This is a genomic window from Streptosporangium sp. NPDC002544 (assembly GCF_040295965.1).
In the GTDB taxonomy this organism is placed as follows: domain Bacteria; phylum Actinomycetota; class Actinomycetes; order Streptosporangiales; family Streptosporangiaceae; genus Streptosporangium.
The window spans coordinates 13927-33615 of record NZ_JBEOWJ010000055.1 but is presented as its reverse complement, the minus strand read 5'-3'; the positions used below and the strand labels follow the sequence as shown (position 1 = coordinate 33615).

The window sequence follows — 19689 nt, the reverse complement described above, 5'->3', positions numbered from 1 at the left end:
GACGATGCGAAGGCCGTCCGGGTCCGTCACTTCGAGGTTCCCGGACAGGGCGGCCTCGAAGCTCCCACACCTCGCCGCGCCGCCCGCGCGGAAAGCGGATCCCAGGTGCCCCGCCCGGCCGTTGAAAGGCGCCCCGGCGCTTTCCCGTTCCCAAAGGACGCCGGGTGAGCCTGTCGAGGTACGCCGTACGGCGTCTGCTGCTGGGCCTGGCGCAGGTGGTGGCGGTCACCGCGCTGGTGTTCGCCCTCACCGAGGCGCTGCCGGGGGACGCCGCCGTGGTGCTGGCCGGTGACGCGCCCGATCCGGCGCGGATCGAGTGGATCCGCAGGGAGCTGGGGCTCGACCGGCCCGCGCCGGTGCGCTACGCCGACTGGCTGCTCGCTCTTCTCCACGGCGATCTCGGGTCGTCGCTGACGGCCGGGCGTCCGGTCATCGGGTTCCTCGCCGACGCCGCCGGGCCGACCGTCCAGCTCGCGGCCGTCACCCTGCTGCTCCTGGTGCCGCTGGCGGTGGCCGCCGGCGTCGTCGCCGCGATCCGCGAGGGCCGCCCTCTCGACCGGATCCTGACCTCGGCCGGCATCGCCCTGTACTCGGTGCCGGAGTTCGCCCTCGCCGTGGTGTTGGTCGCGCTGTTCGGACTGCGGCTCGGCTGGTTCCCGCCCACCGCGGTGGGCGTCGGCCCGAACCTGTTCGCGCAGCCGGCCGTGCTGGTGCTGCCCCTCCTGATCTTGCTCGCCCGGCCGATCTGCTCGATCAGCAGGCTGGTCAGGGCCGGGATGATCGACGCCCTGCGCTCGGAATACGTCCGCCACGCCCGCAGGCTCGGGCTCTCCCCCCGGAGGGTGACACTGGCGCACGCCCTGCCCAACGCGGTGGCACCGGCCGTGCAGCAACTCGCCAGGACCACCGACTGGCTGTTCGGCGGCGTGATCACCGTCGAGGCCGTCTTCGTCATCCCCGGCCTCGGCACCTCGTTGGTGAGCGCGGTCTCCGCGCGCGACATCCCGGTGATCCAGGGGCTCGCCCTGGTCTTCGCGGTCACCACCGTGGCCGTGAACCTCGTCGCCGACCTCGTCGCGTTCCGCCTCGCACCGCGTGCCGCGAGTGCGACATGAGGCACGGACCCGGAACGAAGCCGGTGCTGAGGTGGGGACTGGGCGGGGTGTTGCTGGGTGTTCCACTGGTGATCGCCCTGGCCGGCCCGTGGCTCGCGGGCGAGCCGGGCCCGCGCGGTGTCCCGTTCGGCTCCGGTTCCCTCCTGGGCAGGGACTTCGTCGGGCGCGACGTGTGGGAGCAGGTGCTCGTCGGGGGCCGGACGGTCGTGGTGGTCGCGCTGGCCGCCACCGTCCTGGCCTACCTGGTGGGCACGCCGCTGGGCGTGCTGACCGCGATGACCCGGCGCCGGTGGCTCGACGAGCTGCTGATGCGGCCCTTGGACCTGATGCTGGCGATCCCCTCGCTGCTGCTGCTCATCCTGCTGGCCGCCGCCGCGCCGCCCGGACCGGTGACCCTGATCAGCATCGTCGCCGTGATCGGTTTGCCGGAGGTGGCCAGGATCTCCCGCGCGGCGGCCCTGGAGATCGCCGCCAGGCCCGCCATGGAGGCGATGCGGCTCCAAGGAGAGAGCTGGTGGCACCGCGCGATCGGGTACGTGGGCCGGTCGATGCTCCGCACGCTCCTGGCCGACCTCGGCGTCCGTGTCGTCGGCGCGCTCTACCTCGTCGCGACGGCGAGTTTCCTGGGCGTCGGCGTCCCCCCGGACGCCGGCGACTGGGCGGTGATGGTCGATCGCAACCGCACCGGCATGTTTCTCCAGCCCTGGGCGGTGGTCGCCCCGGCGCTGCTCGTCGTCAGCCTGTCCGTCGGGCTGAACCTGCTCTTCGACGGGGCGCAGGGGGACCGCGAGGAGGTCACGTGATCCGCGTCGTGGGGCTGCGCGCCGAGGCCGGCGGCCGCGCGCTGGTCGACGAGATCTCCTTCGAGCTCGCTCCGGGCCGGGTGCTCGCCCTGGTCGGGGCCTCGGGCAGCGGCAAGACCACGATCGGGCGGGCGCTGCTCGGCGAGCACGCGCCCGGTGTGCTCCTGTCGGGGACGATCGAGGTGGCCGGAAAGGTCGGCTACCTGCCGCAGCATCCCGCGTCGGTGCTCAATCCGGTCCGCCGCGTCGGCGCGGTGCTGCGCGAGATCGCCCGGCGGCACGCGCGGCAGGAGGCCGTGTACGGGCAGGGAGGGACCCCATGCCGGGTCGCCCGGCGGCGCGCTTCCGGGGAGAGCGAGGCGGACCGGATCTCGTCCGCGCTCCGCCGCGTCGAGCTGCCCGCCGGTGAGGACCTGTTGCGCCGCTACCCGCACCAGCTCTCCGGAGGCCAGCGGCAACGCCTGGTGATCGCCCAGACGCTCCTGACGGCCCCGTCGGTGATCGTGGCGGACGAGCCCACCACCGGACAGGACGCCATCACCAAGCGAGAGGTCGTCGGCGAGCTGAAGGACCTTGCGCGCCAGGGCATCGCCGTGGTCCTGCTCAGCCACGACCTGGACGTGGTAGGCGCGCTCGCCGATCACGTCGTCGTCCTGCGCGGCGGCCGGGTGATGGAGAGCGGCCGGGCCGAGGACGTGCTCACCCGGCCTCGGAACGGCTACACCCGGCGGCTGCTGGCCGCCCGGCTCCCGCCGAGCCCGCCTCCCGGCCTGGTGGGCACGCCTCCTCACGGGGAGGTCCCGCCGATGCCGGTCCGGCTCCGAGTCGACGGCCTGACGGTGAGGCACCGCTCGGTAACGGTGCTTCAGGACGTGTCGCTGGGGGTGGCCGCCGGGCGATGCCTGGCGCTGGTCGGGCGTTCGGGAAGCGGGAAGACCACCCTCGCGCGCTGTGTCGCGGGGCTGCACGAGCCCACGCGGGGAACCGTGCTGCTCGACGGGCGGCCACTGGCACGGTCGCTGTCGCGTCGGCCGCGCGAGGACGTGGCCCGAGTGCAGTACGTCTTCCAGGACGCGCACGCCTCCTTCGATCCGAACCGGGCGGTGGTCGACCAGGTGAGCCGTACCGCCGTACGGCTGCGGGGCATGAGCGCCGGCGAGGCCCGGGACGCGGCGCTGGACATGTTCGAACGCGTCGGGCTCGGCCCCGCCTCGGTGGCCCGCCGGGCCGCCGGGCTGTCCGGCGGGGAGCTCCAGCGCGCGGCACTCGCCCGCGCGCTGCTCGCCTCCCCTGAGGTTCTCGTCTGTGACGAGATCACCTCAGGCCTGGACATGATCACCCAGGCCGGCGTTCTCGACCTGCTCGACGAGCTCCGCCGCACGTTCGGGCTGACCCTCGTGCTGATCAGCCATGACATGGGTGTCGTCGCACGGCTGGCGGACCACGTCGTGATCCTCTCGCGGGGGAGGATCACGGAGCAGGGCTCCGTCGCCCGTGTTCTCGACCGGCCCAGGCACCCGTTGACCCGCGACCTGCTCGACGTGCACGTCCGCCGGGACAGCCGGGCATGAATCCGTACGCCGTCCTGTGCGACCGCTTCGCCGGGGCGATGATCACACCGGCCACCCTGATGGGCGGCCCCCACGACCGCGCGAGCTGTCAGCACGGTGACCGCGGACCCCGGCCGGATCCGCGGGCCGGTCCAGGCCGGGGCGGATCTGGGAGGTGAAATCCTCGCTGTCGTACCACGATGAGACTGCGGCGCGCCCGTGCCGCATCCCGCCGACTCGGACCAGGAGTGCCCGATGCCGATAGTTCTTCCCGAGGATCCGTTCCACCGCCGCCTGCACCACATCACCCCGGGCGGGCTCACCTCGGAGACCGCGCAGACCGGCGGCATGCACCGCCGGGCGGCCATCAGCGGAGCCACCACCGGCTCCAGCCGCCTGTGGATGGGCCAGACCCACGTGGCACCGGCCACTGTCTCGGCCAACCACCACCATGGCGACTCCGAGACCGCCATCTATGTGGTCAGCGGCACCCCCTCGTTCGTCTTCGTCGACATCGAGGGGGAGGAGCCCGTCGAGGTGCGCATCGACACCACACCGGGCGACTACATCTTCGTGCCGCCCTTCGTCCCGCACCGGGAGGAGAACCCCGACCCCGACCTGGAGGCGATCGTGGTCATCGCCCGCAGCACCCAGGATGCCATCGTGGTCAACCTGGACGATCTCGTCTGGACGGGACCCGTTCTGACCTCAAGGTGACGACGGGCACGGGAGCCGCCGGGTGGGCGGTCAGCCCTCGTCCGGCCCGCCGGAGACGTCTTCCGTCGGCCGCTCACCCGCCCGGACGCCGGTGTACACCAGGGCGGGTGGCACGTTGAGCCAGATCGGGCCCAGGGTTTCGACGGGGGTGAACATGTCCTCCATGAGGCCGCGGAAGTGCCGGAAACGCCGGAGTGGCAGCACGGTCAGCGTGCTGATGGTGCTGAAGGTGCCGCCGGGGACGAGCGAGGCCGAGATCTCCTCCAGGATGCGCCTCTGCCGCGCCTCCTCGAACAGCGTCCAGGGAAGGGAGGAGACGATCGCGTCGGCGTGGGACAGACCGGCCTGCCTCAGCAGCTTGCCCAGGTCCCCCGCGTCAGCGGCGATCACCTCAAGCCAGGGCCTGCTGCGTCGCAGATGGCTCACCATGCTCTCGTTGACCTCCACGGCGAGCTGTCGCCCTCCGGGCGGCAGACGGTCGCGGATCGCGTCGCTGATCACCCCACCGCCGGCGCCGAGTTCGACGACCACAGCTCCGGGAGTGGCCGGGACCACCGACGCGGCCAGGCGGGCGACGGCCTTCGAGCTGGGTGCGATCGCACCCAGCTGCTGGGGGTTACGCATGATCGCGCCGAGGAAGGTGAGCGTGTCCCCGCCGGCGGGACGAGTTTGAGAGAGCACCGACAGCTCATTCCCCCAGCTGAGGGGGTTATGCCAGTTTAGCGGGCTTTGATGATCGAGCTTCCGCCGCCGTACCGGGGATGGGATGGCCCGGGAGCCGTCCGCGAGGCTTCCGCGGCCGACCCGCCTCTGCCCGGTGGCGGCGGAGCGAGGTACCGTCGTCTTATCGGATCCCGGTCAGGAGGGGAGCCGCCATGCCAGACGATTCCGATCACGTGCTCGATTCCATCGACGGGGCTGTCGACGAATGGCTCGCCATGAGTGACGACTCGATGCGCTGGACGCCGCCGGAGAAGGCTCACTCCAAGTCCCAGCTGGGCCTGCCGGTGCCGCCGCTGCCGCAGGTGCTGGAAGATCTTCTCCAGGAGGTCGGCAGCCGCCTTGGCCCGCCCGCCCAGGCGGTGGTCGACGCGTTCCGCCCGCTGGGGGAGGGGGTGGTCGAGGCCGTCTCCACATTCCTCGACAGGCCGCCGGTGAGGCACCTCCTCGATCCGTCCGGCACACCGGACGATCCGGAGACGCTCGGAGACCGAGCCTTTCCCGACACCTTCGGCCCGTCGCCCGAGGACCCACCCGAGACTCGGTGAGGTTTTCCGGCCGTTCCCCCGGCCTTCGTCGAGGGGGCCTCGCCGGATGTCCCCGTGCTCCCCGCCGATGACCGGTGATGCCCGGCCCCGCGGGGCGGGGTGGGACCTCCTGGTCGTAGGAGAGAGGGCCTCGTCTGGTCACAGGGAGTGAGTTCACGGTTCCGTTTCCCTCAGGAGCGGCCCATGAAGTGCGGAACTGCTTTTTTCGGGCAAGGGACAAAAACCCCGGTGAGTCGGCGTACTTCAGGAGTGATGAAATGGCGGGTCTGGCGGGGCCGATCGCGGTCGGTGTCGAAGAGGAGTTCCACGTCGTCGACGTCGACACCCGGCACCTCGTCCCACGGGCAGGTGTTCTGCTGGAGCAGTTACCGGCGGAGCGGTTCACCCACGAGCTGCAGCGTTCGGTGGTGGAGGCCAACAGCAGGCCCTTCATGCATCTGGAGGACCTCGGGCACGACCTGACCGCGCTGCGCCGCACGGTGATCCAGGCGGCGGACTGTCTCGGGCTCGGGATCGTGGCGGCGGGGAGCGTGCCGCTGGTGGACCTGGCGGCGCTGAAGATCTCTCCGGACGCCCGCTACGAGCAGATGCTCGCCGACTATCAGCTGCTCACCCGCGAGCAGCTGATCTGCGGCACGCAGTTCCACGCCGACGTCGAGGATCGCGACCTGGCGGTGGCCGTCGCCCACCGCCTGGCCCCCTGGCTGCCCCCGCTGCTCGCCCTGAGCTCCAGCTCGCCGTACTGGCTGGGGGCCGATACCGGATACGCCAGTTACCGCCCGCTGCTCTGGCAGCGCTGGCCCACCGCGGGGCCCGTGGCCAGGTTCGAGTCGGCCGCCGAGTACGACCAGGTGGTGCGGGAGCTCGTGAGCTCCGGTGTGATCACCGACCCCGGCATGATCTATTTCGACATCCGGCCCTCGGCCCACCTGCCCACCATCGAGCTGAGGGTGTGCGACGCCTGCCCCAGGGTGGGCGACATCGTGCTGATCGCCGGCCTGTTCCGGGCGCTGGTGGCCAGGGAGCTGGACGCGGTGCAGCACGGCCCCGAGCGCTCGGTCCGGCTGGAGATGGTCCGCGCCGCGACGTGGCGGGCGGCGCGCTCAGGGCTGGAGGGCGAGCTCGTCGACCCGGTCGAGGGCACCCCGGGCCCGGCCGCCGAGGTGATCTGGAGGATGGTGGACGGCCTGCGGCCACAGCTGGAGGAGTCCGGCGACATCGAGCTCGTCACGTCCCTGGTCCGGGAGTCGCTGGCGCGGGGAAGCTCCTCGGCCCGCCAGCGCGAGGCGTTCGCCCGCGACGGCCGGCTGGCCGACGTGGTCGACCTCGTCATCGCCGAGACGCGGTCCGAGGAGTGGGAGACCGCCTTCGGCGGGCCGACGCCGAGGATGCACACCAGCCTCCTCGACGGCTACGACGCCCCCGGCGACGAGGCGATCATCGAGGGCACGGTACGCGAGTCCTACCAGCCGGTGCTGCGGGTCCTGGACCGCCTGGGCGCCCGCGGCCTGCGTGGCAGGGCGCGGCTCCGCGACGGCTACCAGCGTCGCAACGGCATGACCTTCCACGTGGCGGGCGGGAGCGAGAGCCGGATCTTCCCGTTCGACCTGGTCCCGAGGCCGGTCCCGCCCGGCGAGTGGGCCGAGATCCAGCGGGCACTGCCGCAGCGGGTGCGGGCGCTGGAGGCGTTCCTGCACGACGTGTACGGCGAGCGCGAGATCATCGGGGACGGCGTGCTCCCCGCCTGGGTGGTCGACGAGTCCCCCGGCTACCGCGAGCACGGGCGGAGGGTGCCGCCCGGCACCGTGCGCTGCGCCGTGGCCGGGCTGGACCTGGTCCGCGACCACGTCGGCCGCTGGGCGGTGCTCGAGGACAACCTGCGGGTGCCCTCCGGCCTCGGATACGCGGTGACCAACAGGCACCTGATGGCCGAGTTGCTGCCGGAACTCGTCCCCGGCGAGGGGATCGCCGATCCGCGGCAGAGCCTGCGGACGCTGCGGGAGGCACTGCTCGCGGCGGGCACGGTCGACTCGCCGGCCATCGCCGTGGTCTCGGCGGGACCGGACGACTCCGCCTACTACGAGCACCAGATGCTCGCCGAGGAGATGGGGGCGATCCTGGTGGTCCCGGCCGACCTGGAGATCAGGAACGGTCATCTGGAGGCCGCGGGGCGCAGGATCGACGTGCTCTACCGCCGGGTCGACGAGAACGAGCTGCTCGAAGGCCCCCTGGGGGCGGAGATCATGGACGCCGTCGAACGCTCCGCGCTCGTCCTGGCCAACGCGCCGGGCAACGGCGTCGCCGACGACAAGTGCCTGTACCGGTACGTGCCCCGCCTCATCGAGTACTACCTGGGCGAGGAGCCGCTCATCGACAACATCACCACCTACCTGTGCCGCGACGCCGCGGACCGCGAGCAGGTGCTCGACCGGCTGGCCGAGCTGGTCGTCAAGCCGGTGGACGGATTCGGCGGCCAGGGCGTGGTCGTCGGTCCCGAGGCGTCCGCCGAGGAGCTCGGCAGGATCAGGGAGAAGATCCTCGCCGCGCCCCAAGGGTGGGTCGCCCAGGAGACGGTCCGGCTGTCGACGCATCCGACCTTCGACGGGGAGCGGCTGAGCCCGCGCGTGGTCGACCTGCGGGCCTTTGTCTGCCTCGGGGAGACGGCGACGGTCCCGCCGGCGGCGCTGACCCGCGTCGCACCGGCCGGCAGCCTGATCGTCAACTCCTCCCAGGGCGGCGGTTCCAAGGACACCTGGCTGCCGGGAGGGGCCGCCGATGTGTGATCTCAGGGCTGAATCCGCCCGGCTTCGGGGTGGGCAGGTCATCGGGGGGTGCCGATGTGCGGTCTGAGCGGTGAGATCCGGTTCGACGGCCGTCCCGCGGACGTCGCCGCGGTGGCCCGGATGAGCGAGGTGATGAGCGACCGGGGCCCCGACGGGTCGGGCCTGTGGTCGCTGGGACCCGTCGCACTCGGTCACCGGCGCCTGAAGATCATCGACCTGTCGGACCGGGGTGCCCAGCCGATGACGGACAGTGACCTCGGCCTGACCGCGGTCTTCAACGGGTGCCTGTACAACTACCGTGAGCTGCGCGAGGAGCTGGAAGGCCAGGGGTACCGCTTCTTCTCCACCTCCGACACCGAGGTGCTGGTGAAGGCCTTCCACCGCTGGGGGATCGACTGCGTCGACCACTTCAAGGGCATGTTCGCCTTCGCGGTCGCCGAGCGGGACACCGGCCGGCTGACCCTCGGCCGCGACCGCCTCGGTATAAAACCCCTGTACCTCTCCCAGGACGCCGATCGCCTCCGTTTCGCCTCCTCGCTGCCCGCGCTGCTCGCCGGAACAGGAGTGGACACCGGCATCGACCGGGTGGCGCTGCACCACTACATGACCTTCCACTCGGTGGTGCCGGTCGAGCGCACCATCCTGACCGGTGTGCGGAAACTCCCCCCGGCCACCGTGCGCACCGTCGAGCCCGACGGCACCGTCACCGACCGCCGCTACTGGCAGCCGCCCTACACCCGCTCGGCCCTGCCCGACTGCGCCGGGCTGTCCTCCTCCGAGTGGCGCGAGGCGGTGCTCGACCGGCTGCGCGTGGCCGTGCGCAGGCGCATGGTCGCGGACGTGCCGGTGGGCGTGCTGCTCTCCGGGGGGCTGGACTCCAGCCTGATCGTCGCGCTGCTGGCCGGGGAGGGACAGGCGGGCCTGTCGACCTTCAGCATCGGGTTCTCCGCAGCGGGCGGGGAGCGGGGCGACGAGTTCGCCTACTCCGACCTGGTCGCCGGTGAGTTCGGCACCGACCACCACCGCATCCCCATCGACGACACCCGCCTGCTGCCCGCCCTGGAGCACGCGGTGCGGGCGATGAGCGAGCCGATGGTCAGCCACGACTGCGTCGCCTTTCACCTGCTGTCGCAGGAGGTCTCCAGGCACGTCAAGGTGGTCCAGTCCGGCCAGGGCGCCGACGAGGTGTTCGCCGGCTACAGCTGGTACCCGCCGCTGGCCGGCGTGTCGCGCGAGGACGCGGCCGTCACGTACGCCGAGGAGTTCTTCGACCGCTCGCACGGGACGCTGGCCGGAATCCTGTCGCCCGAGTACATGCTGGAGCGGGACGTCAGCGGCGAGTTCGTCCGGCGCCACCTCGCGGCGCCCGGCGCCGACACCGCGCTCGACGCGGTGCTGCGCCTGGACACGGAGGTCATGCTCGTCGACGACCCGGTCAAGCGGGTGGACAACATGACCATGGCCTTCGGGCTGGAGGCCAGGACCCCGTTCCTCGACCACGAGCTGGTCGAGCTGGCGGCGGCCTGCCCTCCCGAACTCAAGCTCGCCTCCGGCGGCAAGGGCGTCCTGAAGGACGCCGCGCGCAGGCTGCTGCCCGCCGAGATCGTCGACCGGCCCAAGGGCTACTTCCCGGTCCCCGCCATCAGGCACATCCACGGCCCGTTCCTGGAACTCGTCAGGGACGCGCTGACCGGGCAGGCCGCGCGGTCACGCGGCCTGTTCGACCAGCCGTACGTCGACAAGCTGCTCGCGGCACCGGACGAGCATCGCACCACCCTGGGAGCGAACGCACTGTGGCAGCTCGGACTCCTGGAGCTGTGGTTGCAGGCACAGGGTGTCTGATGGCCGACATGCCCGGAGCCGGTGCCCGCCCCGCGGCGGGCACCGGCCTGACCGCCTGGAGCTGCCGGGCGCCCGCGCTGGCACCCGACCTGAGCGCCGTCGCGTTCATCGCCGACAGGGACGGCTCTCCGCGCGTCTGGGTCCAGCTTCTCGGCGGCGATCTGGAGGCGTTGCTCCCGGGAGGAGCGTCGGCCGGAGGGCCGGCCGGGGGAGAGACGGAGGCGTGGTCTCTCGACACCGGTCCTGAGCCCGCCGCCGACGTGAGCTGGTCTCCCGACGCGCGGCGGCTGGCCGTCCTCGTCGTGCCGGGCGGCGGGGAGCACACCCAGGTCTGGACGGTCAGGCCCGACGGGAGCGATCTGCGCCCGCTGGCCGCGCCGGAAGGGGGGTCGGCGTCGTTCGTGCGCTGGACCGGGCAGGGGGAGGTCCTTCTCGTCGCCGAGGTCTCCGCGTCCGGCCGTACGGACGCGGTGCTCATCGACGCGGGCTCCGGCAGCCGGGAGGTCATCGCGGGCGGCGCGCTGATGCACCCGGCGGCGATCAGCCGTGACCACCGGCGGATGCTGCTGCGGCGCGGCCCGCGCGGCGTGCGCCGGATGTACGCGGCCGATCTTTCCGCCTTCCCCGGTGATCCCACCGGCCTTCCCGCCGCCCATCCCGGTGATCTCACCTCGGGCATGTCCGGTCCCGACGGCTCCGCCGGTCCCGGGGCCCTCGCGTCCGGCCTCTCCGCTCCGGGGGATCTCGCACCTGGTCCTCTCGAAACCGGGGACCTCGTCCCGGGACTCCCCGGCGGTCCTCATCCCGGCCTCTCCGTCGATCCTCCGGCCGGGCTCCGCTCCGACCTTCCCGAGGGCCATCTCGAGGACTTCCCGCCCGGCCTGCCCTCTGGCCTGCCCGACGAGGCCGCGGGCGATCTTCCAGGACCCGGGGAACAGCCGCTGCTGGTGGGGATGAACGGCTCCACCGACTACGGCATCCTCTCTCCGGACGGGACGGTCGCCTACCTGTTGTCCGATGTCGGCCGCGACCGGGCCGCGCTGCTCGCGGTGGGTGAGGACGGCGCGGAGGTCGTGCTGGCCGAGCGGGTGGACGCCGAACTCGACCAGTTCGCGCTGAGTGCCAACGGCCACCGCGCCGTCCTGGTGTGGAACGACAGCGGCCGGTCGGAACTGGAGGTGATCGAGCCGGCCACCGGTGCGGTGCGCCCGCTCCCGCCGCTGCCCGCCGAGGTGGTCTCCTCGATCAGGGTCTCGCTGGACGGCAGCCTGGCCGTCCTGGCGGTCGAGGGGCCCGGCGCCCCCTCCCACGTGGTGCTCTGCGATCTGGAGAACGGCGGCTACCGGCGGATCGCGGGGGACTCCCCGATTGCCGAGGCGGCCGAGGCGGAGTTGATGCGCTTCCAGGCGCGCGACGGCATGGAGCTGACCGGCTGGCTCTACCGGGTCCCCGGGGCCCGGGGACCGATGCCCTTCGTCGTCTACCTGCACGGCGGTCCGGAGAGCCAGGAACGGCCCACCTTCAACCCGCTGTTCCAGAACCTGCTGGCCGCCGGGATCGGGGTGCTCGCGGCGAACGTCCGCGGCTCGTCCGGGTTCGGCAGGGCCTTCCGCAACGCCGACAACCACGCGCTCCGCTTCGACGCGATCGACGACGTCGCCGACTGCGCCGTCGAACTGGTGCGGTCTGGTGTCGCCGAGGCGGCCAGGATCGCCTGCATGGGACGCTCCTACGGCGGTTACCTGACGCTGGCCGCCCTCGTCACCCACCCCCGCCTCTTCCGCGCCGGAGTCGACGTCTGCGGCATGGCCGACTTCGAGACCTTCTACGACCGGACCGAGCCGTGGATCGCCGCGGCGGCCGTCAGTGAGTACGGCCACCCGGTCGCCGACCGTGACCTGCTGCGGGTGTTGTCGCCCCTGCACTCCTTCGACCGGCTGGCCGCCCCGTTGCTGGTCGTGCACGGCGCCCGCGACACCAACGTCCCGGTGTACGAGGCCGAGCAGGTGCTGCGGGAGGCACGGGCCCGTGGCATTCCCTGCGAGTTGCTGCTGTTCGAGGACGAGGGGCACGAGATCCGGCAACTCGCCAACCGGGTGACCTTCATCAAGAACGTCGTCGAATGGCTCAGGTGGCACCTGACCGTCCCCGACCCGGCATGATGCTTTCCCGCCGGGGCAGGCTCGGTGACAATGACGACATGCCGCGTACGGAGACACCATGGGGAGCATGGGAACCGGCTCCGCCAGCCGAGGTCATCGAGCTGTTCGGCGGGCTGGAGACGCCCTAGAACTGCAGCCGCTGCACCGCCGCACTCTGGGCCCCGGCCACCGGCTCCGCACCGGCCAGGCAGGTCAGCGTCTTGTTCCGATCGCGCGGCAGCAACAGCCCGGCCAGATATTCACGGAACCCCCGGCGCTGCGCGAGCGAGCACCACAGATCATCGAACCGGGCCGCGTACTCCTCCAACGGACCCGGCGCCGGTGGACACGGACGCCGCGCGGTCGCCATCACGACCACCCCCGAACAGCACTATCTACCTCTATCTACCGGTTTATTGCGACATCAGCCCCACGTCAACAAACCACCGATTAGGCGCGTGGCCGTGAGGAGCTCCGCCCCGGCCGGCCGGTCGTTGAGTCCGCCGACCGGCCCCTCGGTTCGGCGCTCGCCCCGCCCGGCATCGTCTGTCACCACCCGGCCATCTTGGATGTGTGCGTTCACCTGGACCCCGCCGGACACGTCACCGACGTAGACACCAACCGACCTTGGAGAACCGACTGCCTCATCCTCGCCAGGCCTGAGCTACTATCACTCATAGGAGATTGCGCGCTAGGGGACGGGAGGAGACGGCGGTGACGGACCGGCGTACGGCCGTGGACGTGCTCCTGCGGCTGTCGCTGCTGTTCCTCGTCATCACCGGCGTGGTCACGATGCACACGCTGGGCCATCTCGAAGGGCATCACGGCACCACTACCGCGATCTCGGCGCCCTGTCACCATGCGACCGGCCCGAACGCCTTGCAAAAACAGCAGCCCGGCGACGACAGCGGAGCATCCGATCCGTTGTGGATCTGCCTGGCCGTCCTGTCCTTCATGGGCGTCCTTTTCCTGGTCGCCTTCCGCAGCGCGCACGCGAGCTCCCGCTCCGCCCGATTCCGTGCCGCACGGCGGAGCCCGTCCCTCGGCGGGCTCCGTGGTCCCCCCTCCCTTGCCCTCGCCATCACCCGCGTGGCCGTCCTGCGGATCTAGATGCCTCAGCCGGGCCTTCGGCGGCCCGGCTGCCGCAGTGACCTGATCACACGACACAGCGAGGCATCGACATGCAATCCATCGACCGACGTACGTTTCTTCGCGGTGGGCTCGGGATCGCCGCCGGCGCCGCCCTAGCGGGCTGCAGCACGCGCCGGCCCACCGCCGCCGGAACGCCCGCCGCACCCGCCTTCCTGAGCCCCACCGATGGCGCGGTGGCCGCGAAGGAGGCCGCAAGAAGGCCGGGCATGATCCGCGACTTCCGTCTGATCGCCACCGAGCAGGTTGTCGACCTGGGTGGGAAGTCCGTTACCACCTGGAGCTACAACGGCCGAATCCCCGGTAAGGAGATCCGGGTTCGGGCGGGCGAGGTCCTCCGCGCCCGCCTGGTCAACCGGCTCCCCAAGGACACGACCATCCACTGGCACGGGCTGGCCCTGCGCAACGACGCGGACGGTGTGCCCGGCGTCACCCAAGAGCCCGTCCAGGCGGGCACCGAGTTCGTCTACGAGTTCACCGCCCCTGACCCCGGCACCTACTGGTTCCATCCCCACTCGGGCACCCAGCTCGACCGCGGCCTCTACGCCCCGCTCATCGTCGAGGACCCTCGCGAGCCCCTGGGCTACGACGAGGAATGGGTCGTCGTGCTCGACGACTGGCTCGACGGGGTGACCGGCACCCCCGACGAAGTGCTCGCCGAGCTGTCCGGCGGCATGAGCATGGACATGGGCATGGACCACGGCGACATGTCCGGGATGCCTTCCAGCTCCGCACCGTCGTCGTCCGGCATGAGCAAGCACATGCTGATGGGCGCCATGAGCCCCCTCCTCGGCGGGGACGCCGGAGACGTCCGTTACCCGCATTTTCTGATCAACGGCCGCCTGCCGGGCGCACCCGAGACCTTCCGCACCAAGCCCGGCACCCGGCTGCGGATCCGGTTCGTCAACGCCGGCGGGGACACTGCGTTCCGGGTCGCCCTCGGCGACCACAGGATGACCGTCACCCACAGCGACGGATTCCCCGTCGAGCATGTCGAGACCGACGCCCTGCTCATCGGCATGGGCGAGCGCTACGACGTGCTGGTGACGCTCAAGGACGGCGTCTTCCCGCTGGTCGCCCTTGCCGAGGGCAAGAAGGAACTTGCCCGCGCCCTGATCAGGACCAGCGGCACGGGGCCGGCGCCCAGAGTCGGCGCCCGTCCCGCCGAGCTGGACGGGCTGATCGTCGGGTACGGCAGGCTCCGTCCCGCGCAAGCCGTACGGCTGGCCCCGAAGAACCCCGATCGCACCATCAAGCTGGAGCTCACCGGCAGCATGATGCGCTACGACTGGGCCATCAACGGCAGGAAGTACGACCCGAAGACCATCTACGGGATCCGCTCGGGGGAGCGCGTACGGCTGTCGTTCGTCAACCGCACCATGATGTGGCACCCGATGCATCTGCACGGCCACACCTTTGCCCTGGCTCGCGGGGGCATCCGCAAGGACACCGCCATCGTGCTCCCGAACACCACCCTCGACGTCGACTTCGACGCCGACAACCCCGGCCTGTGGATGATCCACTGCCACAACATCTATCACGCGGAGAGCGGGATGATGACTCTGCTCGGTTACCAGAAAGACCGATAGGCAGCCGGCCCGTGTTTCCCGGAGGAACACGCCACCTCACTACTACTAGGTATGGTCGTCACGAGGCGGCCTCGCGCAGCTGAACAAGGCAGTGGTCCCCGCCTGCGGACGCGGCGCCATCACTGCCTCCCTGGACGTGTCCGGCATTCGCCCCCGTGATGCCGGGCACGTTCGCCTCCGCCCCGGGATCGTATTCGGTCGAGTTCTCTGGTTACCGGCCAGACGCTGCGGCGGCGAGCCGTACTGCCCGACCATCTCCAGGTCAGGGCACTGCAGAACCTGGAGCGGTTCACTAGACGTGCGGGAGATCTTTAGAGCTACCAGAGTGAGATCTGCGATGGTGGCAAACTTCCCCGCCATTTTATTCCCCTCGAATCCGCAAGGAGGATAGAAGGGAATTTTTACCTGACGAATCTCCCTTACAGGGCGAGGAAGCCGTATTTTTTACCATTTAATGACTCCTGTATCGTCAAGGGCACCTCAAATTCCATGGCAACCTGATCGGCATGCATAGCAACGGGAAAATCCGCCTTACGGTCGGTGCCACCCTGTTGGCCATGGCAACAGGATTCGCGGTACCGGCCTATGCCCAGCCGGTGCGCCAGCAGGCAGTCCCCGCCCACACCAACCCCTCCGATGTCGCGCCGGCGGTGCTTGGGCGCGCGGCCTACCTGGTCGACGCCTCGACGGGCAAGGTTCACCTCAGCAAGCAGGCCGCCCAGCGCATGCCGGTGGCCAGCCTGACCAAGGTGATGACCGCCTACATCGTGCTCAAGAAAGCAGAGCCGACCGACACGGTCGAGATCACGTCGGACGACGTGCGCTACGCGCAGGACGGCGGCGGCACCAGCGCGTACCTGCGCGCCGGCGACCGGCTCACCGTCGAGGACCTGCTGTACGGTCTCATGCTTCCCTCGGGCGCGGATGCCGCCCACGCGCTGGCCCGCACCTACGGCCCCGGGGTCACCGGGTTCACAGCAAAGATGAACGCGACCGCGCGCGAGCTCGGGATGCGCGACACCATGTACCTCAACGCCGACGGGCTGCCCACACCGAACGGCGAAGGCTACTCCACCGCGCAGGACCAGGCGCGGCTTGCCAAGGCGGCACTGCGTAACCCGATGTTGAAGACCGTCACCTCCAGTCAGAGCCACGTCGTCGCCGAGACGGCGGACCACGGCGCCTACACCTGGAGCAACACCAACAAGCTGCTCGGCACGCCGGGCGTGCTCGGCATGAAGACCGGCTATACACGTGCCGCGGGCTACTCCCTGACCTTCGCCGCTGACCGCAACGGTCACCAGCTGGTCGGCGTGATCCTCGGCGAAACCGTCTCCAGCCGGAGGTTCGAGACCGCCGGGAAACTGCTGGACTGGGCAAGTGTGAACAATTGACGCGCTCCCCGGCCTGAAGGCCGGGGATTCAGCCCGTGCCGCATCACGCGGCACCTCTGAGGCTTCCTGCTTCGTCGGCGTCCGCCACCGCGAGCGGTGGTCTTACGTCACCTCCACAGGCGTTTAACGTCTCCGCTTCCTGTCGCGTCTCAGCGACGGGTTTCCGTCCAGCGGCGACGATTCGTCTTCCCTCGGCCAGCACGTTGATCGCCGCGTTGACGTCCCGGTCATGGGTGACGCCACAGGCGCACGTCCACGACCGGACGTTCAACGGCATCGAGGTGGCGAGAGTGCCGCATGCCGAGCACACCTTCGAACTGGGAAACCAGCGGTCGATCTTGGCGAAGTGGCGGCCGTAGCGTTTCGCCTTGTACTCCAGCATGCCCACGAACTGTGACCAGCCCGCGTCGTGCACCGGCCTGGCCAGCCGGGTGCGGGCCAGGCCGGACACGGCAAGATCCTCCACGTAGATCGCTTGGTTGTCGCGGATCAACGCGGTGGAGAGCTTGTGTGCCCAGTCGTGGCGGGTATCGGCCACCTTGGCGTGCGCCTGGGCTACCTTCAGCCTGGCTTTCCTGCGGTTCGCCGACCCCTTCTGTGTGCGGCTCAGCGCCTTCTGTGCCTTGCGGAGCTTCTTGGCCGCCCGCCGCAGGATACGCGGGTTGTCGATCTTTCGGCCGTCGGACAGAACCGCGAAGTGTGTGAGACCAAGGCCGATGCCGACCTCGCCCGGTGTCTCGGGCAACGGCTGGTCGCCGGTCTCGATGAGTCGGGTAGCCGGGATACGTGGCTCTTCGATCTTGAGGGGGAAGTGCCCGGGCGTGGCCTGACGGGCGAGAGCTCGTGACCCCGCGACACTGGCCGTTGATCAAAGACAGTTGGTGACGGGGGCCACAAGCTGTGAACGACAGTACTTCGATCCTGTTCGGCATGCCGGAAATCGCGGTGGTGAAAGTCGAACGCGTCGCCCATGACGACGGACAACCAGGGCGGCTGGTGCATATCGAACGCCCGGAAGACTGGGCGGCCTGCCCCGACTGCGGGGTCATCTCCACCACAGTGCGCCAGCGGCGCATGACCCGCCGCCGCGGGCGCGGGTGACGGGCCGGTTTGTGCCGGGCAGTGGCCCGTCAGGTCGCCTCGGGCCGCTCCGTGGCCGCGGTGGGCCGCGAGTACATGGTGGGCTGGCCGCTGGTGCATCGCCACTTCGCCGCCCACGCCGACGCGCTGCTCATCGAACCCGAACCGCCCCGCGTGCTGGGCATCGACGAGACCCGCCGAGGCAGACTAAAGTGGATCAAGAACGAGGCGACCGGCCGATGGGCGCGAACTGAGCTTTTTGCGACCAACTTCGTCGACCTGTCGGGGACGGGCGCTCTGCTCGGCCAGGCTGCCGGCCGGACCGGTAAGGCCGTGGTGGACTGGCTGATCCTGGCCGCGTGGATCGCCAAGGAAGAACTACGTGCTCTGCTGGCCTGCGCCCGTGAGCAGGCACCGTGGTCGGTGATCTCTCACCGGCTCCACCGGTTCCTCTCCTGGTGCGCCGACTCCGGCATCCCCGAACTCCTCACTCTGGCTGAGACGATCGACGCCTGGTGGCCCGAGACGCCGGCGTTCATCACCACCGGCATCACCAACGCCCGTACCGAGGGAACGAATCGGTTGATCAAGGACGCCGCCCGCGTGGCGTTCGGCTTCCGTAACCTCACCAACCAACGCCGCCGCGTACGGTTGCACTGCACACATCAAACGATCAACGTGCCGGCGGCATGAGGGTGAACATCTCCCTCAAAATCGAAGAGCCGACGAAACAGCGGTCAGGGAAAAGGAGAATACCGGGCTGGCATACGGGTTCGAGATTCTTGCGCAGGACTCGATCGAGGCCGCCTTCGATGAGGCGGGCCGGTGCCTGGATCATGACTTTCACAACGAATCAGGTCATGTTTTTCTCTATTATCCACCCTAGTAGGCATTCGCTTCCAGGGCAATCCGCCAACCCATCCAGAGCTCATGGGGACTCCGCGGCCGATCCTCCTTACCAGCAGATGGATCATTGGGTCGGACTGGTACTTCTCCGTAGAAATCTTAGGTTGCCCGGTCAGGGCAGCGGGAGTTACACACGCCATCCGGCCACCACTACGGCCGATCGATGGACTCGCAGAAGATACTAAAGATCATAGTTACAGGCCAGCTTACAATCCGTTGATCTCACCGGATGGTGGACGGAAAGGTAAAATTTCTCTCGACGAACCCCTATCACACAAGGGATTCCGTTACACGTTCGTGAATGGGGATTGCGTTGCTTTGCCTCAATCGCTTACCGTCGAGGAACTCAAGGCATAGATCGAACACGCGGTGCGTGCCAGGTAATGCCTTGTACTGCCGAGACCGTGTCTCGCTCAGCGGGAACCCCTCCCGCTGAGTGAACGCGGCCGCCGAGTCCGCGATCTTGCGGAGCCGGGGACCCAGTCTCTCTGGGGTGAATCGGCGCGCCCGCCCCCAAGCGGCGCTCCGTAGGGCACTTCCACGCCCGAACCCGTCAGCTAACCCGGTAGGCGGCATGGAAGCAAGGAGTAAACCCCCACATGTCCAACTACCGTTTCCCCCGTTCCCTCATGAACGCCGGCCTGCCGCGCCTCACCGTCGCCGCGACCGTCGCCCTGGGCACGCTCCTCGCCGGAGGCCCCGCCTTCGCGGCCGGGCACCACGAGACCCGGGCCGACTCACAATCCGGTACCTCCTCCCAGAAACTGCTCCCAGGGTCCGCGCAGATGCTGCTGCAGATCGCCGAAAAGCAGATTGGCGTGACCGAGAACGCCAGCGGCGGCGGCACCCCGTTCCACGACTGGTACATGTCCTCACCTCGGGCCAAGGAGACCGTGGCTCGCGACGGCGGGAACGTGCGTGCCTACGCCAATGCCCCATGGTGTGCCATGTTCGTCTCCTGGGTCGGCGAGAAGGCCGGCCTCCGATCCACGGTCGGATGGGATGCCTACACCGTGACCTGGGCCAACTGGTTCAAGGACAACGGCCGCTGGGGCACGGTGGCCAAACCTGGCTCCGTCGTCTACTTCGCCTGGGGCGCCAACAAGACCATCGGCGGAATCGACCACATGGGCGTGGTGAAGAAGGACAACGGGGACGGCACGATCACCACGATCGAGGGCAACACCGGCAACGGCAAGGTCGAGCAGCGAGTGCGGCCTAAGTCCGACGTCGTGGGTTACGGCTACCCCGAATACAAGGCCTGATCTCAGAACCGTCGAAGGGGACACGGCAGGCGCCGTGTCCCCTTCGACCATCGATAGGTCATCGTTGAGGTCCTCGCACACGCATGT

At 69.9% G+C, this 19689-nt stretch carries 16 protein-coding genes, 1 pseudogene and 1 riboswitch; of the genes and pseudogenes, 14 read left to right on the top strand and 3 right to left on the bottom strand.

Annotation, left to right across the window (positions count from 1 at the left end; translation table 11 throughout):
• Nucleotides 1–164 precede the first annotated feature (164 nt).
• From ABT061_RS45760 to ABT061_RS45745, 4 genes are all read left to right on the top strand, one after another.
• Nucleotides 165–1115 (top strand): ABC transporter permease, encoded by a 951-nt coding sequence (locus ABT061_RS45760; protein WP_350929976.1) that lies wholly within the window; start codon nt 165–167, stop codon nt 1113–1115.
• Complete coding sequence (locus ABT061_RS45755; RefSeq protein ID WP_350929975.1) at nt 1112–1918, top strand: ABC transporter permease; 807 nt, start codon at nt 1112–1114, stop codon at nt 1916–1918. Before ABT061_RS45760 ends, ABT061_RS45755 begins: the two co-directional genes overlap by 4 nt.
• On the top strand, nt 1915–3489 hold the full coding sequence (locus tag ABT061_RS45750) for an ABC transporter ATP-binding protein (protein ID WP_350929974.1): 1575 nt from the start codon (nt 1915–1917) through the stop codon (nt 3487–3489). The genes ABT061_RS45755 and ABT061_RS45750 overlap by 4 nt, the downstream gene beginning before the upstream one ends.
• 234 nt (nt 3490–3723) lie before the next feature.
• Nucleotides 3724–4185: a cupin domain-containing protein gene (locus ABT061_RS45745; RefSeq protein WP_350929973.1), complete on the top strand. Its 462-nt coding sequence runs from the start codon at nt 3724–3726 to the stop codon at nt 4183–4185.
• A 30-nt stretch (nt 4186–4215) separates the two neighbouring features.
• On the opposite strand, the gene ABT061_RS45740 is transcribed toward ABT061_RS45745, so the two are convergent.
• Complete coding sequence (locus ABT061_RS45740) at nt 4216–4866, bottom strand: class I SAM-dependent methyltransferase (protein WP_350929972.1); 651 nt, start codon at nt 4864–4866, stop codon at nt 4216–4218.
• A gap of 194 nt (nt 4867–5060) precedes the next feature.
• Between ABT061_RS45740 and ABT061_RS45735 the strand changes: the two genes are divergently transcribed.
• The 4 genes from ABT061_RS45735 to ABT061_RS45720 all read left to right on the top strand — a co-directional run bounded on the left by ABT061_RS45735 (nt 5061) and on the right by ABT061_RS45720 (nt 12240).
• Nucleotides 5061–5453 (top strand): RNA-binding protein, encoded by a 393-nt coding sequence (locus ABT061_RS45735; protein WP_350929971.1) that lies wholly within the window; start codon nt 5061–5063, stop codon nt 5451–5453.
• Nucleotides 5454–5710: 257 nt separating this feature from the next.
• Nucleotides 5711–8236 (top strand): glutamate--cysteine ligase, encoded by a 2526-nt coding sequence (locus tag ABT061_RS45730; RefSeq protein ID WP_350929970.1) that lies wholly within the window; start codon nt 5711–5713, stop codon nt 8234–8236.
• Nucleotides 8237–8290: 54 nt separating this feature from the next.
• Entirely contained in the window at nt 8291–10078 is a 1788-nt protein-coding gene (locus ABT061_RS45725; RefSeq protein ID WP_350929969.1) for an N-acetylglutaminylglutamine amidotransferase, read from the top strand.
• On the top strand, nt 10078–12240 hold the full coding sequence (locus tag ABT061_RS45720) for a S9 family peptidase (protein WP_350929968.1): 2163 nt from the start codon (nt 10078–10080) through the stop codon (nt 12238–12240). The genes ABT061_RS45725 and ABT061_RS45720 overlap by 1 nt, the downstream gene beginning before the upstream one ends.
• Before the next feature lie 127 nt (nt 12241–12367).
• On the opposite strand, the pseudogene ABT061_RS45715 reads toward ABT061_RS45720, so the two are convergent.
• Nucleotides 12368–12589 (bottom strand): annotated as a pseudogene (locus ABT061_RS45715) (IS701 family transposase); the annotation flags it as partial.
• 344 nt (nt 12590–12933) lie between these two features.
• Here ABT061_RS45715 and ABT061_RS45710 point away from each other — a divergent pair.
• The 3 genes from ABT061_RS45710 to ABT061_RS45700 all read left to right on the top strand — a co-directional run bounded on the left by ABT061_RS45710 (nt 12934) and on the right by ABT061_RS45700 (nt 16351).
• On the top strand, nt 12934–13329 hold the full coding sequence (locus ABT061_RS45710; RefSeq protein ID WP_350929966.1) for a hypothetical protein: 396 nt from the start codon (nt 12934–12936) through the stop codon (nt 13327–13329).
• Nucleotides 13330–13400: 71 nt separating this feature from the next.
• Nucleotides 13401–14957 (top strand): multicopper oxidase family protein, encoded by a 1557-nt coding sequence (locus tag ABT061_RS45705; RefSeq protein ID WP_350929965.1) that lies wholly within the window; start codon nt 13401–13403, stop codon nt 14955–14957.
• 557 nt (nt 14958–15514) lie between these two features.
• A complete protein-coding gene (locus ABT061_RS45700; RefSeq protein ID WP_350929964.1) occupies nt 15515–16351 on the top strand; it encodes a D-alanyl-D-alanine carboxypeptidase family protein in 837 nt (278 codons plus the stop codon).
• Between the two features lie 43 nt (nt 16352–16394).
• Here ABT061_RS45700 and ABT061_RS45695 read toward each other — a convergent pair whose 3' ends face one another.
• Nucleotides 16395–17135, bottom strand: a complete 741-nt coding sequence (locus tag ABT061_RS45695; protein ID WP_350929988.1) for an RNA-guided endonuclease InsQ/TnpB family protein — start codon at nt 17133–17135, stop codon at nt 16395–16397.
• Between the two features lie 116 nt (nt 17136–17251).
• On the opposite strand from ABT061_RS45695, the gene ABT061_RS45690 reads away from it, so the two are divergent.
• From ABT061_RS45690 to ABT061_RS45680, 3 genes are all read left to right on the top strand, one after another.
• Complete coding sequence (locus tag ABT061_RS45690) at nt 17252–17452, top strand: hypothetical protein (RefSeq protein WP_350929963.1); 201 nt, start codon at nt 17252–17254, stop codon at nt 17450–17452.
• Between the two features lie 75 nt (nt 17453–17527).
• The gene (locus ABT061_RS45685) at nt 17528–18124 is read left to right on the top strand and encodes a transposase (protein WP_350929987.1); all 597 of its coding nucleotides are present in this window, start codon (nt 17528–17530) and stop codon (nt 18122–18124) included.
• Nucleotides 18125–18774: 650 nt separating this feature from the next.
• Nucleotides 18775–18924: riboswitch (cyclic di-AMP (ydaO/yuaA leader) on the top strand.
• A 12-nt stretch (nt 18925–18936) separates the two neighbouring features.
• A complete protein-coding gene (locus ABT061_RS45680) occupies nt 18937–19602 on the top strand; it encodes a CHAP domain-containing protein (protein ID WP_350929962.1) in 666 nt (221 codons plus the stop codon).
• Nucleotides 19603–19689 lie beyond the last annotated feature (87 nt).